This window comes from Thermoplasmata archaeon, assembly GCA_038851035.1.
Classification (GTDB): Archaea; Thermoplasmatota; DTKX01; order VGTL01; family VGTL01; genus JAWCLH01.
Genome location: JAWCLH010000004.1, coordinates 105,691 through 119,687, shown reverse-complemented (window position 1 = coordinate 119,687; position 13,997 = coordinate 105,691). Strand labels below are relative to the sequence as shown.

The following is a 13,997-nucleotide window of genomic DNA, read 5'->3' as shown; positions in this document are numbered from 1 at the left end:
GTTCCTCCCGACCGCCTACGCGGGCATCTGGGAGATGTAAAAGTCCTCGGCGTCAGCACGATGGATCCGTTCGGCTGGGGTCCATCCACGTTCACGTGGAGAAGCATTCTTGATGGGGAGCCGTTTGTCGTGAGGTACTTCAGAAAACTGATGACGAGTTCCGCCATTTCAGAAGCGAGAAAGAGGGGTTGCAAAGTCATCGTTGGGGGGCAGGGAGCCTGGCAGCTCCAGAGGGAGCCCGGGGCACTTGAGGAGCTGAATATTGATTGCGTGGTTATTGGGGAGGGAGAGAGGGCAGCCCCCAGGCTGATTCAAAAGGCCCTCAGGGGCGAGCAGCTACCACGGTTCTACGAGGTCTCGCGGGACGAGATTCCGCCGCTCGATGAGATTCCTGAGATTCGAGGGGGGACAATTTGCGGAATCACCGAAATCGGCCGGGGTTGCCCACGGGGTTGCCGATTCTGCACGGTGACCCTCCAACAACTGAGGTGGTTCCCGCTGGATAGAATAGAGAGGGAGATAGAGGTCAATAAGAGGGCGGGTGTCAAGGACGGAACCTTCCATGCGGAGGATGTATTACTCTATGGTTCCAAAGGCGTCCTCCCCAACAGGGAGAAGTTGCTCAGGCTGACCGAACTAGGTCTCAAGCATTACAGGCATCTCGGGTGGAGCCATCTCTCCCTTGCGGCCGTCTCCGCGGACCCGGAGCTTGTAAGGATGGTTATGGAGATGGTTCGTGAGAAGCAACCCTGGTTGGGAATGGAGGTCGGAATCGAAACCGGCTCGCCGAGGCTTGTCGAGATGCACATGCCCGGGAAGGTAAAGCCTTTCAAGATTGAGGAGTGGCCGGAAGTCGTTCATAGGAGCATGGGAATCATGCACGACAACCATATGGTCCCCTACTGCACATTCATCATCGGTCTTCCGGGAGAAACCGATGACGACGTCATCAAAACCATCGAGCTCTTGGACGAGCTCAGGGAGTTCAAGAGCATCTTTATCCCACTCTTTTTTGTCCCGTGGGGGAGGATGAGCAAAGAGAAAAGGTTCAGGATGGAGTTCCTGAGCGATGCCCAGAAAGAGATGATGAAGTGCTGCCTGAACCATTCCCTCCACTGGATAAATGAGTTTGCTAAAGAATTCTTTGCGGAGAGCTGGTACAGGCAGATTCTCTACCCCGGATACCAGTTCCTCTACAACAGAATAAGGGAGATGGCGCGAAGGGAGGGTCTTCTGGAAGAGGAGTATATGAAGGTGAGGCACGGTCTGAGACTAAAGAGGTTGAAGGGAGGTGTGGCGGGTGGGGTCGCATCGTAACCCCAACGGCCCCCATTCCACGGCCCCTTCACTCGAGCTGCAAGCCCGCTGACGCCTTAGGTAGCGAAGATACCAATGCGCTCCCCTTACGCTGAACTACTCGCCGGGCAGTAAACAATATTATCGCATACTCCCATTTCCGTTCTGGTGTGGTACGATGATTCGCTGTGCTGCGTGCGGAACGATGAACATGGACGCCTCGACAATATGCAAGAAGTGCCGGAGGGCCCTACCGCACCACAAATCAGCCCAACCCACTGTTATCGAGCCGAGAGACCCCCGGGAGCTGATGGCGGAGCTCCGGGAATTGGATGTGGTAGGGCGCGACGCGAAGGAAATAGCAAAGGAACTTGGTCGGTATCTGGTCGAGGCCGGAATTCCACCCGTGGTAGACCGTCTCACTTCGCAGACCGTCTCTGACGCCCAGAAATTCGTTGCCGAAGTTGTCGAGGAGAAGCTCGAGGAGCTAGAAAAGCACCTAGCGGCGCCGGTCAAGGACCTCGAGCTTCGGAATCTTCTCGGGAGCGCCGCATTCCTCATCCACGACTATCCAAGAGCTCTAGAGCACTTCAACGCAGCTGCGGAACTCGACAGGAACAGCGCCGTCGCAGAGTATAACAAGGGGATGGCGCTCCAGGCGATGGGAAGGCTGGAGGAGGCGGTCGATTCATTCACAAGGGCCATAACGCTGCGCCCAGACTTCGAGCGTGCTTGGGCACAAAAGGCCCGTACATTGTTGGGTCTCGGGCGGGGGAAAGAATCCCTAGAATATTTTGATAGGGCTCTATGCCTCGACCGGAATGACCCGTGCGCGTGGCTCGAGAAGGGACTGACGGAAGAGGAGATGGGGTTGTTCGAGGAGGCAGTGAAGTGTCTGGACATCGCCCTGAAGCTTAGGCCCGACCTCGTACAGGCTTGGAATTCCAGGGGGGATGCATTGTTTCACCTGGGCAAGGTGGATGAAGCCCTGGCCTCGTATGAGAGCGCTCTGAGAATTCGGCCTCATGACTTCGAGGCCTGGAACAACATTGGAATAGCAAGATACGCCAAAAAGGACCTCGACGGTGCGCTCGAAGCGTTCGATAAGGCCCTGATGGCCAAGGTCGAGTCGGACGACGCGTGGGTCAACAAGGGCACGATACTCGAGCTGAAGGGTGACCTCCACGAGGCATTAGAATGCTATAACCGGGCTCTGAGGCTCAACCCCGAGAACGAGGCGGCGCAGAAGGGAAGGGAGAAGCTTTTCTCACTGGGGGTCGGTGTGGGACCCTGAGAAACCAGTGCAAATTTACAAATAACCCCATTCTCATTCACGCCTGGGGGTCTGGTCATGCACCATAAAATAGCCGTCATGGGAGCGGGAACGATGGGAAGTGGCATCGCGCAGGTCGCGGCAGCGGCCGGGTACGACGTTGTGATGAGGGACATAGAGCAAAGGTTCGTTGACGGTGGGATGAAGAATATTGATAAGAGCCTCTCGAAGATGGTGGAGAAAGGAAAGCTCGGGACCGACGAGAAGGCGAGGGTCCTCGGCCGAATCCGAGGCACACTCGAGCTGAAGGAGTGCGCGGACGCGATGATTGTTATAGAGGCGATTGTAGAGAGCGCTCCTCTCAAGAAACAGCTCTTCAAAGAACTTGACGCCATCTGTCCCCCAGAGACGATATTCGCCTCCAACACATCGTCCATCTCGATAACGGAGCTCGCCGCGGCCACGAAGAGGCCGGACAGGTTCATCGGAATGCACTTCATGAACCCCGTGCCGGTAATGAAGCTCGTCGAGGTGATCAAGGGGGTACAGACCTCGGAGCAGACGACGAAAACAGTCGTAGAGCTTGCAAGGAAAATGGGTAAGGAGCCGGTCGAGGCAAATGACTACCCGGGCTTCATTGTCAACCGCATTTTGATGCCTATGATAAACGAGGCTTGCTTCGCATTGATGGAGGGAGTCGGGACGAGGGAGGCGATAGACGCCTGTATGAAGCTCGGGACCAACCAACCAATGGGCCCGCTTGAGCTCGCCGATCTCATAGGGCTCGACGTCTGCCTATCCATAATGGAGGTCCTCTATTGTGGCCTTGGCGACCCGAAGTACAGACCATGCCCCCTGCTCCGGAAGATGGTTGCGGCCGGAAAACTGGGAAGAAAGACGGGGTCAGGATTTTATGAGTACCAGAAGTGAGTGAGCGCTGGACACCTCCCGTAGGACTCGCACCCCCCCGCGTGCGCCCATCGGATAAATCCCCTACGAGCCTTGGGGTCTAGATTCCTCCACCCGCCCTCGCCTCCCTCACCCGCCCCATTATCTCCTCAGCTAGGCTTTCGGGATTTTCTGGTCCGGGTATCTGGCCCTCCGCCATACCCGTTCCCGCGGGACCCTGCTGGTACGATACACCCCCAGCGGTCTCTATCATTATACTCTTCAGGCCATAGATTCTTAATATCGGTCCCTGAAGAACATTAACATTCTGAATTCTGCTATAGGGTATGTAGGTTCTTTTCCGGAAGAGCACACCCGATTCCACAAGGATGTCCCTATCCCTCAGCTCGAACCTGTAGCTCGCATAGAACATTCTGGCCCACACGAAGGAGCCGACCAGGGCTAGAATGGAGAGGCCGATGAAAAAAGAGATAAATAAACTTCTGCCCAATAAAAAATCTAGGGGTACGAGGCACGCACCGAAGATCCATATAAGGGCTAGTAAAGAGATGGACGCCCTGATGAACCATACCCGCTCCATTTCCGGGAGGGGCTTCCCCGAAGGGGCCTTCACCAAGACCGTTCCCTTGCCATTTGAATTTTGTGAGCTGCCCATGCATGCCCCGTCCCGTCGTCGACGATGGAATCCCCACTGATATAAAAAACATTGTGGTGCAGAACCTCGTGAAGCTCCTCGTCCCCACCTCCGGCTCAATAACCTCCGGCTCAATAGTATGATATAGAATCAGCGCTATTAGCCCGTGGGGGCATAGGATGGTATACGAGAACATCGTCGTGTCCAAGGAGGACGGAATCGGGATTCTGACCATCAACAGGCCGAAGTCACTCAACGCTCTCAACACCGCGACTCTTCGCGAGCTCGCGGCTGCGTTGGAGGAGCTGGAGAGGGACGAGGGCGTTAGGGTAATAATAATCACCGGCGCGGGTGACAGAGCCTTCGTGGCTGGAGCCGATATATCCGAGATGTCTGGCTTCGGGCCGATGGAGGCAGAGGCCTTCGCCTCTCTGGGTCAGCAGGTTATGATGAAGATTCAGCGGTGGCCAAAGCCCGTTATCGCTGCGATCAACGGCTTCGCCCTCGGCGGCGGCTGCGAGCTCGCGCTTGCCTGTGACATCAGGATAGCCTCAGAGAAGGCTCGCTTCGGCCAGCCGGAGGTCAAGCTTGGCGTCCCGCCGGGGTTCGGTGGAACCCAGAGGCTCGCCCGTCTCATAGGCCCGGGCAAGGCGAAAGAGTGGATTCTCTCCGGGGATATGTACGACGCCGCCGAGGCGCTCAGGATAGGGCTCGTGGAGAGGGTCGTGTCCCCGGACAGGCTCATGGAGGAGGCGAGAAAGCTCGCTGCCACAATCGCCTCTAGGGGCCAGATCGCGGTCAAATTGGCAAAACTCTGTATAGATAGGGGACTTGACATGGACCTAGAAAGCGGGTGCGCCCTCGAAAAGCAGTCCTTCAGTCTATGCTTCTCAACACAGGACCGGGTCGAGGGTATGAAGGCTTTCCTCGAGAAGAGAGAACCGAAGTTCATCGGTAGATAGAGAGCCCCCTTCACTCCACCAGCTCCTGAGGAGGCATTCGGCTGCTCCATGGATCCCAACCTCTCAGGACAATATGGGCCCCACGCACAACCAATGGTGCTCAGGAGCGCATTAACTCCTGCAGAGCCCTTGCGTGAATCTCAAACGCCTCCCTCCCCCACAGCACGAAGATTACCTCCTCCACCCCATCTCCCTTTTCAAGAACCTCAGCGACGGTCCGAAGAGCGACTCTCGCCGCTTCTCCCATAGGGTAGCCGTAGGCGCCGGTGCTGATGGAGGGGAAGGCGACGCTCCTCAATCCCCGCTCCCTAGCGATTCTGAGGCACTCCCGGTAGCATGAGGCCAGAGCAGCCTCCTCCCCGGCCCTCCCACCCTTCCAGATAGGCCCGACTGTGTGAATTACGTACCTCGCCGGAAGGTTTCCACCAGTTGTGAGGACCGCCTTCCCCGGAGGGAGGCGGCCGATTCTCTTCACTATCCTCCTACACTCCTCGAGAATCGCGGGTCCTCCAGCCCGATGAATGGCCCCGTCCACACCCCCGCCGCCCATAAGGGAGCTATTGGCGGCGTTGACAATGGCGTCGACCCTCTGCTTTGTTATGTCGCCCTCGACAATTCTGAGGGTGCCCATTCCGATTCTGACCTCCAACCCTTCTCCCGTGGACAGGGGGGGCTCATCCTTTTGGTCCCCCTTCGCCCCCTTTCGAGGCGGTTTGCTACCTTCGGTGTTCTCTCCCCTCACATCCCCAATCACGTGACCGGACCCCCTGTCATCGGGCAATGAATACCTGAATCTCATCCACCTTCTTTATCGCTTGCATTCCATTTGCGAGTCCCCTGACCCTCCCCGCCTCTCCTCTGAATATCAGGACCTCGCAGCATCTCCGGTCGTTCAGGTCGAAGTCGCAATGGGTGTAGGAGCGGACGATGTCGGTGAACCTGTGCCTGAGCTCGGAGACCTTCTTCTCCGCAGAGTGGTCGTAGATGGCGATGATTATCCCCTCCGCCATACCCTCGAGACGCTCGAGCTTCTGGTGGCGCTTTATCAGGAGCCTTATGGCGTCTCGAATCAGCTCGGATCGCGCGGTGTACCCGACTTTTCTGGACAGGGCATCCAGCCCGCGCACGAGCTCCGCCGGCAGGCTGAAAGACAGAACCTCGAGATTGTTTCTCTTTCTCACCCGCGACCACCAAGCCTTCTGTATATCCCGCAAAGCGCCGCTGCCGTGATTGATACGAAGATTATCACTGCGCTGGTCGGCAGGTCGGCCAGCGCGGACAGTATGATTCCTGTGATGACGGACACCACCGCGAGCCCCACCGCCACCGAGATGGTACCCCTGAAGGAGGCCCTGAGCTGGAGGGCCGATACGCCGGGGAGAATCAGAACTCCAGTGACCAGCAGAATGCCGATGAGCTTGATGGAAAGGGTGACCGTGACTGCCACCAGGACATTGAAAGAAAGCTCAATCGCCTCCACAGGCACCCCCGAGACCCTCGCAGACTTCTCGTCGAAGGTTATGTATAGAATCTCCTTGTGTAGAATCAGGAGGAAAATAAGGGAGAGGATTGCTAAGCCAGCAGAGGTGTAGAGGTCCTGCACGTCCATAGTCAGGATAGAGCCGAAGAGATAGGAGAAGAGGTCCACGCTAAAGCCCTTCGAGAGAGAGATAAGCACGAGCCCTAGGGAGAGGCCGAAGGCAACAACGATTCCGATGCCGGCGTCAGATTGGGCTATGCCCTTCCGGTGCAGATAGGTGATGATAATCGTGGCGATAATGGAGAGCAGGAGCGCGGTATAAATCGGGTAAACCCCGAGGAAGAGGCCTAGCGCGATGCCGCCGAAGGAGAGGTGGGCCAGCCCCTCCCCTATCAACGCCTGCCTGCGAAGAAGAAGAAATAGCCCTATGGCGGCGCAGGTGGCCCCGGCGAGCGCCCCGCCAACCAGCGCGTTCTGGAAGAACCCGTAACCGAGCAGGGATGGGAGGTCAGAGACGGAAAGGCCGCTCATCTGAACCCCCCCGAGCACTCGTGCCTGTGGAAGACGAATGTGAAGTGCTCGCCGTAGACCTTCTTCAGGAGCTCACCATTCGCGAGGTCCCCTGTGACGCAAGAGGAGAACACCACCCTATTGACACAGAGCACCATCGACATTCTGCAGAAAACGGTCGAGAGATCGTGCGACACCACGAGCGTCGTTATACCCCGGTTCCTCTGCAGCTCGCTAAGCTTTCCATAGAAGCTCTCGAGCGCAGGTGCGTCCATGCCCGACTCAGGCTCGTCGAGCACGAGAAGGTCGGGCCGGCGCACCATCGCGCGCGCCACGGCCACCCTCTGCTTCTCTCCCCCAGAGAGCTCTCCGATTCTGCGGTTCGAGAGCTCCGCGAGGCCCATGAACTCAAGCTCCTCATCGACCCTGACCCAGTCACGGGGACGGAGCGGGCGGCCCAGCCGCCTGCCTGAAACGAGACCGATGCCGACGAGCTCCTTCACGGTCAGCGGGAATGAGGGGTCGTATGCCGTCGCGTCCTGCGAAACGTACCCCACCCTGTCCCAATCCTTGAAATCGCGGAGCTCCTGCCCGAAGATTCTGACACTGCCACCGGAAAGGGGCAGGAGGCCGAGTAGACCCTGGATGAGGGTGGTCTTCCCCCCTCCGTTGGGGCCGACGATGCCGACGAACTCGCCCCTCGGTATCCTGAAGGTGGCATCCTCGATCACTGTCCGGCCGTTGCGCTGGATGGTCAGGCCCCTGGCCTCGATCGCCGGCGTCGAGTCGGCCCCGGCCCCTCCCGCTTCTCCCGATTTTTGGTGCAACTCGCTCTCCCCGCTCGGCCCGGCTCCCGTGGACCCAGCCCCGCCCATCTCACTGGACCTCCAGCCCCTCCCTGAGGGCCTTGAGGTTCTCCCTCATGATTTCGAAGTAGTCCATCCCGGCGTGGGGGCCGGCGCGGCCGTGGATGCCATCAAGGAGGAGCACCCGGACCTCCCAACCCACCTGTCTCGACACCTCGGCTGCAATTGTCCTGATGTACTGGTCGTCGTAGACCGGCTCCCCGAAGACCACGGAGAGATTGTTGGCGCGCGCGAGCTCGACCACCTCTGCCATCTGGGCTGCGCTCGGCTGCTCGTCGGGCGAGAGGCCCAGGACCGCCTCGACCTCGAAGCCGTACCGGCGCGCAAGGTGCCCGAAGCCCTCGTGCGTGGTGACTATCAGGTTCTTTGTCCTGTTTTTCAGGCCCTCCTCGAACTCGGTGTGGAGCGCCCTGAGCCTCGCCTTCAGGCCCCCAGCCCTCTCTAGGTAGTAGGCCTCGCCCTCTGGGTCTACCACGATATAGCCCTCGAGAATTCTGTCCACCTGGTGGGAGGCGAGCATGGGGTCGAGCCAGATGTGGGGGTCCGTGTCATGGTGGTGTTCGTGCTCTTTCTCCTCCCCACCGTGCTCTTCCGTGAAGTTGAGACCAATCGATGTGTCCACGACGACGAGAGAGGCCCGGTTGTGGAGGGAAGAGAGGAGGTCTTCCACCCAAGGCTCGAGCCCGGCGCCGTTGTAAATGAATAGCCTCGCCTTGTCGGCCCTGACGATGTCCCTGGGTGTCGGCTCCCAGCTGTGGGGCTCGGAGTTGAAGGGTATCAGGCTCTCGACCGCCGCCCTATCGCCCCCGATTTCGGAAGCAAAGTAGTAGAGAGGGTAGAATGTCGCTAACACGCGCATCCTCCCCCGGGGCTCCGGTGGAGACTGGACCAGCAGAGCCGTGACGAGCCCCGCAACAAGGAGCGAAACCACCACGAGAAACGCAACCTGTCTGCGGTTCACGCCACGCAATTCTAAAGGCAGTTAATAAATTTTTTGATTTTTTTAATAAAATGCAAGAATCGTCCGGCGCCCTCCTCCCCAGAATTCAGGCCCCGGAGCCTTGGCGCCGGTTCGAGCCTCCCCCCGGGGCTGGGAGATGGACCCGCGCGGCTCGGGTCACGGCCTCCACCGCCAGAGGGGACGGCACAGTGGTTCCCGGAAGCCCCCCACTTTCACTCACCCCCGCGTATCGTTCTTATGAGTTGACGGAGAGTCATAGGCTATGGGGTGCGGGAGGGGCGTGGGCGGAGAGGGCGGGGACCAAGCGCGCGAGGAGGGAATAACGGGCTCGGGGAGGAATGAAAAGGACTCGCGCAGAGGTGATGCGCCACGGGCAGGAGCGTGCCGACCTACAGGACGAGGCTCGAGATGCTGATTGCCGAGCTTGGGCCATACAGGCGCGCCCTCCGCGAGGAGGACAGGAGGGCCTTCGACGCCCTGATGAACAGGGCTAGAGGGTACGCGTCGGCCGCGGGCTACCTCGCGGCTGCGGACCCGCTCGACACGGCCTTCCTCTCGATGCTCGTCGGTCTCGAGAGGGAGCTGGGGGCGCTGAGGGAGAGGGTAACGGGGGTGCTAGCACGGGAGCATGGGCATCCAGTAACGGATGCAGCGAAAGAGGAGACGAGGAGAATGGGAGGGGGCGAAGGCTCTGGGGGAGGAGTGAGTCCCTAGATTGTGAGCGGATCGCTCCTCCGGAATGGTCAAGAAATTTGCAGAAACCGGAAGATATACCAATCGATATAGCGTTGAAGAAGAAGGCGGGTGGAAAATCATAGAGAAAGTAAAGGGGTGGCAATAATGAATAGAGAAGAGAGAATAAAATTAATTGAACGAAGTGAAAAGGAACGTGGTTCTTAATCGTTTTTATAGCTGGTGACCGAAGTGGCTTGGAGACTCGAATAGCATTTGATATTTTCCCTATTTTTCATGAACATCTCATGACAATTGGGGATCAAAAGAAAATAGAGCTTTTTTGTATAGTACTGGAGGACTAACGATGGCGGGATATGGCCTAGTTAATTTGATTCGGGAGTTTTGTGATGAATTTCACGTCATTATTCCATTTAAAGCGTACAGTTGTGCAACATTAATCTCTTTGGGAGCGAATAGCATCTCTATGACGCGAATGGGACAACTGAGCCCAATTGACCCTTCTCTGGAACATCCTCTTGGACCAGTCGTTCAATTGCCGGGTCAGCCTCCGCGAATCATGCCTGTGAGTGTAGAAGATGTAAACGCTTATATCGATTTAGCCACAAAGGAAGTTAAATTAAAAGAAGAAAGTTCGATGGCAAAAGTATTTGAAATCCTTTCAACAAAGGTTCATCCTATGGTGCTTGGTGCGGTCCAAAGATCAAGGGAACAGATTGGCTTCTTGGCTAGATCTCTCTTAAAGATGCACATGATGAATTCGAGGCGTATTGAAAAAATTGTTTCAGTTATGACGAGTGAGAGTTTCTCTCATACGTACCTCATTAGCCGAAAAGAGGCGAGACAGGTATTGGGCCTCAATATAATTGATGCGGAGCCGGAGGTGATGAGGCTTTTTGAAGAGTATCGTAAAATATTATTGCTGGAGCAACCATTCAATCCCGAAACATTTTTAGGAACGGAACCAAAGAAGGTGGGTCAATTCGACAGAGCGCTCATAGAATCTAGGGAGCTAACACATGTATTTAGAACTATTAAATCAATTGAGAGGGCATCAATAACCCAGCCTGGAATTCCAATCCCTGTGAGCGGTTATCAGGAGATAATCAATCAGGAGGAATGGATAAAATGCCTCGACATATAAAGCCCCACAATAAAATATTAGTACAAGAGAGAGGATAATGGATATGAAAGAATGAACTATCAAGCGAGTGAGAGATGCGCCTTGAGCACAAGTGGTCTCACTTCTGTGGACCAGCTCAGCAATTCTACTGCAGGGGAGCTCTTTCGGTTCAATGGAACGACTTCGGCAACTGACAACTTTATAATTGTGCCTCTTTCTTTTTATGAACGCCCCGAGTAAGCTATTTATTGTGCCCTAGCTGTCAAGCTGGAGAGAAAATAGTGTCTTTACAATATTAAGAGGGGCCGGTTCCCATGACGAGCGTCAGGGTCGCCTGCTGCGGCTGGCAGTACGACGACTGGGTCGGGCCGTTCTACCCAGAGTCGCTGCGCGGGAGGAGGGGGGAGTGGCTCGCCTACTATGCCCGCTACTTCGACGCCGTCGAGGTCGACAGTACATTCTACTCCTTCCCCGGGGAAAGGACGGTGGCAGCTTGGATAGAGAAGGGGAGGGCCATTGGCAGGATGCTGCGGGGTGGGGGCGTGGGCGAAGGGCGTAATGGAGGCGAGCATGCAGGAATAGTGTCCGGTCGGGGCGCATCGCAACTTGTGGTTTCTGGGGCCTCCGGTATCGGGATTGATTCGGCGGACGCCGGTGGATTTGAGTATTCTGTGAAGATGCACCAGGACGTTACTCACGCGCATCTCGTGCGCGGGAGCATTGACGAGGCCGTGTCACTAGCGAAGGACTTTGAGACGGCGGTCTGCCGGCCCCTCTCTGACCACGGGCTACTAGGTGCGGTCCTGATTCAGCTCTCCCCGCACTTCCACAGGGAAGGGAGCGGGGAAAAAGATGCTTGCGCGGGAGGAGGAGCGGGTGGAAGGGGAGGGCTTGAGGCGCTAAAGTCCATCCTGGACGGGCTTGATGTCGATAGATACCGGTACGTCGTCGAATTCAGACACAGGAGCTGGCTCGATGGTAAAGGCAAAGAGATTCATCCGGAGGCGCTAGCGCTGCTCAGGCGGAAGCGAGTGGCAGTGTGCATCCTCGACTCCCCCGGCTTCCCTGCGACCCGGGCCCTCACAGCGGACCACGCCTACGTTCGCTTCCATGGCCGCAACTACGACCTGTGGTACAGAAAGGAGAGGCCGGAGGGCGACCTGAGAATCAATAGATATGACTACCTCTATTCTGACGAGGAGCTGAGGCCCTGGGCAGAGAGGGTCAGGCGGTGGATGGGCTCCGACCGGAGGGCAGGCGGGAGGGCTGGAAATAGCGATGGAGAGGTTGAAATGGAGGAGGCGCAGACTGGTGAAAGGATGGGAAAAGGAGACGACCATGCCTGTGTTGCTCCGGCCAGCGAGGTGTGGGCGGGGACAATCGACGACTACGAAGCCCGCCTGCGGGAGGTCAGAATCGCTTTCAACAACCACGGCCACGCCAAGGCCGTTATCAATGGCCTTAGGTTCAGGCAGATGCTCGGGCTTGGCTCGCGCGAGCTGCGTGCGAGGCCGAGGACGCTGGATGATTTCGGTTGATTAAAAAAGGTCACTGGGAGAGGGGGAGAGAGGGGCGAGACTTTTCTAGCGCCAGCTCACGATTTCGTTCCTCTCGACTAGCTCGACGAAGCCGTCGTACCCCACAGCATGGATTCCCTCAACCACTCGCTCAAGGAGACCACGGGCGAGCAGGTCGTCCTTGAGGGCGTAGAGCTCCGCGCCCCCAGCCAGCAACTGCCGGACAAGGGGTTCCGAAGGGGACCCTCGGAGCGCACAGAGCACACCGTCTTCGATAAAGATGGCGCATACCGCACCGGCCCTCACCGCGGCCTCAAGATCCTTCTCCGGCCTCGAGATCACATGGAGTTTCATGGTCGCTCCGCCCCTCTGCCGGACTGGCGCGCACGCGGGCCCACCGGCGCTTTATAAGCCTCAGAATGGCACAACCGCCCTCGCCTCCTCAATCATCCCTCGAAGCTCCTCAGGCGTGATTATTCTGATGGGCGCCCCGACAAGCTCCTCCAGCCTCAGCCCCCTCGCCTCAAGGTCCACCCCGACAACGCATAGCTCGCCCAACCCCATCCCAGACAGCTCCGCAAAAGCGGCCCCAAGGTCGCCGAAGCCCAGCTCTCCGCCGCCCTGCCCCCTTACCAGATTATAGACCCCGTCTTCTATGAAGACCACGCGCAGGCAGACCTGGAAGGCGAGAATCGCCTTGGCGACCCTCAGCCCCTCAGCGGGATATACAGAGCCGTAGGGCGGTCTGCGGAAAAGCAGCAATACGGTTCGGATGGAGTTCGCGCCGGCTGAATCGGCGTGGTTGCGGGGAAGGTGAACTGGGGGTGGAGGACGGGGGGAGTGCGCTTCGGCCGGGAGCGACCCATGCGTGGGATGGGGCTCTCGCTGAGGGGAGGATGAGTTCATGTGAGGCTCATCACCGAGTTGGTCAGTCCACATCGACCCCTTCACTCTACCCGCTCCCGAAGACTAAGAAACGGTCGCACTCCTCGAGCAGTTTAACGAGGGTACCTAGTCCGCCCAGGACGATGTTTGGGGGGAGGACATCCTTCACCACGCCGCGGAATCGGGCGCAGGTCCCGCACGCCGTGACCCCCGCCGCACTCCCGAGCTCGGAAAACATTTGGGGGAGATTCCTGTGCCCAGGGGCGCTGATGGCTTTATTGGCTATGTTTACACCGTCGGTGTAGAGAAATATCTCGACCGAGTGGCCTCGCGCGATTGCGGCCTTTGCGAAGTGGTAGGCGCTGTCAGCCCCTTGGTACTGGTAGGGGCCTGTGAGCAGAAGAATTCCGATTCTCACAGAATCACTTCTTTCTTATATAAGCCGTCACCACACCCCCCTCCTCCGTAATCTCGACAAGCTCATTGCCCGTCCGCCGGCACCAGGCCTTTATGTCCTCATACGAGGCGGGGTCATCCGCGAGGAGCTTCAGAACCATTCCACCCCTGAGGTGCTTCATGCACTCGGCGAGCTTCACGACTGGTTCGGGGCAGAACATACCTCGTGCGTCGAAGGTCTCATCCTCAACGACCATTACCTCTCCCGGCCGGAGTTGAGGGTAATTTTTCTATATATAATTTCTCCTGAGTCTCGGTCTTCCGCGCCCACGATTGTCCCCCAAAAATCACAGGCCTTGATTTAGAATGAGCCCTCTGGATTGGTGTAATGCCGCGATGAGAATGCGGTCTCGGGAGGGGAGCCGGATAGGTTGCCGAGGTTTCGGGGTATAACAAACTGTTAAATAACGCAAGCGGGATGGCCGGACAAGC

Annotated in this window: 17 protein-coding genes; 7 read left to right on the top strand and 10 right to left on the bottom strand. The window is 57.6% G+C overall.

The features are described from left to right. The 3 genes from QW379_02340 to QW379_02330 form a co-directional block, all read left to right on the top strand. A partial coding sequence (locus QW379_02340) for a radical SAM protein (GenBank protein MEM2869248.1) occupies positions 1-1,317 on the top strand: 1,317 nt, incomplete at its 5' end. 157 nt (positions 1,318-1,474) lie between these two features. Continuing rightward, on the top strand, positions 1,475-2,590 hold the full coding sequence (locus QW379_02335; GenBank protein ID MEM2869247.1) for a tetratricopeptide repeat protein: 1,116 nt from the start codon (positions 1,475-1,477) through the stop codon (positions 2,588-2,590). 57 nt (positions 2,591-2,647) lie between these two features. Continuing rightward, complete coding sequence (locus QW379_02330) at positions 2,648-3,499, top strand: 3-hydroxybutyryl-CoA dehydrogenase (protein ID MEM2869246.1); 852 nt, start codon at positions 2,648-2,650, stop codon at positions 3,497-3,499. Between the two features lie 79 nt (positions 3,500-3,578). Here the strand turns inward: QW379_02330 and QW379_02325 are convergent, their stop codons facing one another. Continuing rightward, positions 3,579-3,968, bottom strand: a complete 390-nt coding sequence (locus QW379_02325; GenBank protein ID MEM2869245.1) for a PH domain-containing protein — start codon at positions 3,966-3,968, stop codon at positions 3,579-3,581. 323 nt (positions 3,969-4,291) lie between these two features. On the opposite strand from QW379_02325, the gene QW379_02320 reads away from it, so the two are divergent. Further along, positions 4,292-5,074, top strand: coding sequence for an enoyl-CoA hydratase-related protein (locus QW379_02320; GenBank protein MEM2869244.1), 783 nt, complete (start codon positions 4,292-4,294; stop codon positions 5,072-5,074). A gap of 100 nt (positions 5,075-5,174) precedes the next feature. Here QW379_02320 and QW379_02315 read toward each other — a convergent pair whose 3' ends face one another. From QW379_02315 to QW379_02295, 5 genes are all read right to left on the bottom strand, one after another. After that, positions 5,175-5,705 carry an O-acetyl-ADP-ribose deacetylase gene (locus QW379_02315; GenBank protein ID MEM2869243.1) on the bottom strand — a complete coding sequence of 177 codons (531 nt, stop codon included), beginning with the start codon at positions 5,703-5,705 and terminating at the stop codon, positions 5,175-5,177. A 139-nt stretch (positions 5,706-5,844) separates the two neighbouring features. Then, complete coding sequence (locus QW379_02310) at positions 5,845-6,255, bottom strand: CopG family ribbon-helix-helix protein (protein ID MEM2869242.1); 411 nt, start codon at positions 6,253-6,255, stop codon at positions 5,845-5,847. Beyond that, positions 6,252-7,085 (bottom strand): metal ABC transporter permease, encoded by an 834-nt coding sequence (locus tag QW379_02305; GenBank protein MEM2869241.1) that lies wholly within the window; start codon positions 7,083-7,085, stop codon positions 6,252-6,254. The genes QW379_02310 and QW379_02305 overlap by 4 nt, the downstream gene beginning before the upstream one ends. Continuing rightward, complete coding sequence (locus QW379_02300; GenBank protein ID MEM2869240.1) at positions 7,082-7,939, bottom strand: metal ABC transporter ATP-binding protein; 858 nt, start codon at positions 7,937-7,939, stop codon at positions 7,082-7,084. The genes QW379_02305 and QW379_02300 overlap by 4 nt, the downstream gene beginning before the upstream one ends. A gap of 1 nt (position 7,940) precedes the next feature. After that, the gene (locus QW379_02295; protein MEM2869239.1) at positions 7,941-8,891 is read right to left on the bottom strand and encodes a zinc ABC transporter substrate-binding protein; all 951 of its coding nucleotides are present in this window, start codon (positions 8,889-8,891) and stop codon (positions 7,941-7,943) included. 381 nt (positions 8,892-9,272) lie between these two features. On the opposite strand from QW379_02295, the gene QW379_02290 reads away from it, so the two are divergent. The 3 genes from QW379_02290 to QW379_02280 all read left to right on the top strand — a co-directional run bounded on the left by QW379_02290 (position 9,273) and on the right by QW379_02280 (position 12,245). Beyond that, positions 9,273-9,605 (top strand): hypothetical protein, encoded by a 333-nt coding sequence (locus QW379_02290; GenBank protein MEM2869238.1) that lies wholly within the window; start codon positions 9,273-9,275, stop codon positions 9,603-9,605. 301 nt (positions 9,606-9,906) lie between these two features. Then, the gene (locus tag QW379_02285) at positions 9,907-10,728 is read left to right on the top strand and encodes a serine protease (GenBank protein MEM2869237.1); all 822 of its coding nucleotides are present in this window, start codon (positions 9,907-9,909) and stop codon (positions 10,726-10,728) included. 293 nt (positions 10,729-11,021) lie between these two features. Further along, entirely contained in the window at positions 11,022-12,245 is a 1,224-nt protein-coding gene (locus tag QW379_02280; protein MEM2869236.1) for a DUF72 domain-containing protein, read from the top strand. Positions 12,246-12,290: 45 nt separating this feature from the next. On the opposite strand, the gene tusB is transcribed toward QW379_02280, so the two are convergent. The 4 genes from tusB to QW379_02260 all read right to left on the bottom strand — a co-directional run bounded on the left by tusB (position 12,291) and on the right by QW379_02260 (position 13,762). Then, entirely contained in the window at positions 12,291-12,578 is a 288-nt protein-coding gene (gene tusB, locus QW379_02275; protein ID MEM2869235.1) for a sulfurtransferase complex subunit TusB, read from the bottom strand. Positions 12,579-12,638: 60 nt separating this feature from the next. After that, entirely contained in the window at positions 12,639-12,986 is a 348-nt protein-coding gene (locus tag QW379_02270) for a DsrE family protein (GenBank protein MEM2869234.1), read from the bottom strand. A 190-nt stretch (positions 12,987-13,176) separates the two neighbouring features. Then, the gene (locus QW379_02265) at positions 13,177-13,527 is read right to left on the bottom strand and encodes a DsrE family protein (protein MEM2869233.1); all 351 of its coding nucleotides are present in this window, start codon (positions 13,525-13,527) and stop codon (positions 13,177-13,179) included. Between the two features lie 4 nt (positions 13,528-13,531). Beyond that, entirely contained in the window at positions 13,532-13,762 is a 231-nt protein-coding gene (locus QW379_02260; protein MEM2869232.1) for a sulfurtransferase TusA family protein, read from the bottom strand. Between the last annotated feature and the right edge of the window lie 235 nt (positions 13,763-13,997).

Coding starts and splice junctions, on each gene's coding strand:
- QW379_02305 (MEM2869241.1), bottom strand. CDS start 7,085: ATGAGCGGCCTTTCCGTCTCTGACCTCCCATCCCTGCTCGGTTACGGG.
- QW379_02330 (MEM2869246.1), top strand. CDS start 2,648: ATGCACCATAAAATAGCCGTCATGGGAGCGGGAACGATGGGAAGTGGC.
- QW379_02320 (MEM2869244.1), top strand. CDS start 4,292: ATGGTATACGAGAACATCGTCGTGTCCAAGGAGGACGGAATCGGGATT.
- QW379_02315 (MEM2869243.1), bottom strand. CDS start 5,705: ATGGGCACCCTCAGAATTGTCGAGGGCGACATAACAAAGCAGAGGGTC.
- QW379_02300 (MEM2869240.1), bottom strand. CDS start 7,939: ATGGGCGGGGCTGGGTCCACGGGAGCCGGGCCGAGCGGGGAGAGCGAG.
- tusB (MEM2869235.1), bottom strand. CDS start 12,578: ATGAAACTCCATGTGATCTCGAGGCCGGAGAAGGATCTTGAGGCCGCG.
- QW379_02335 (MEM2869247.1), top strand. CDS start 1,475: ATGATTCGCTGTGCTGCGTGCGGAACGATGAACATGGACGCCTCGACA.
- QW379_02260 (MEM2869232.1), bottom strand. CDS start 13,762: ATGGTCGTTGAGGATGAGACCTTCGACGCACGAGGTATGTTCTGCCCC.
- QW379_02280 (MEM2869236.1), top strand. CDS start 11,022: ATGACGAGCGTCAGGGTCGCCTGCTGCGGCTGGCAGTACGACGACTGG.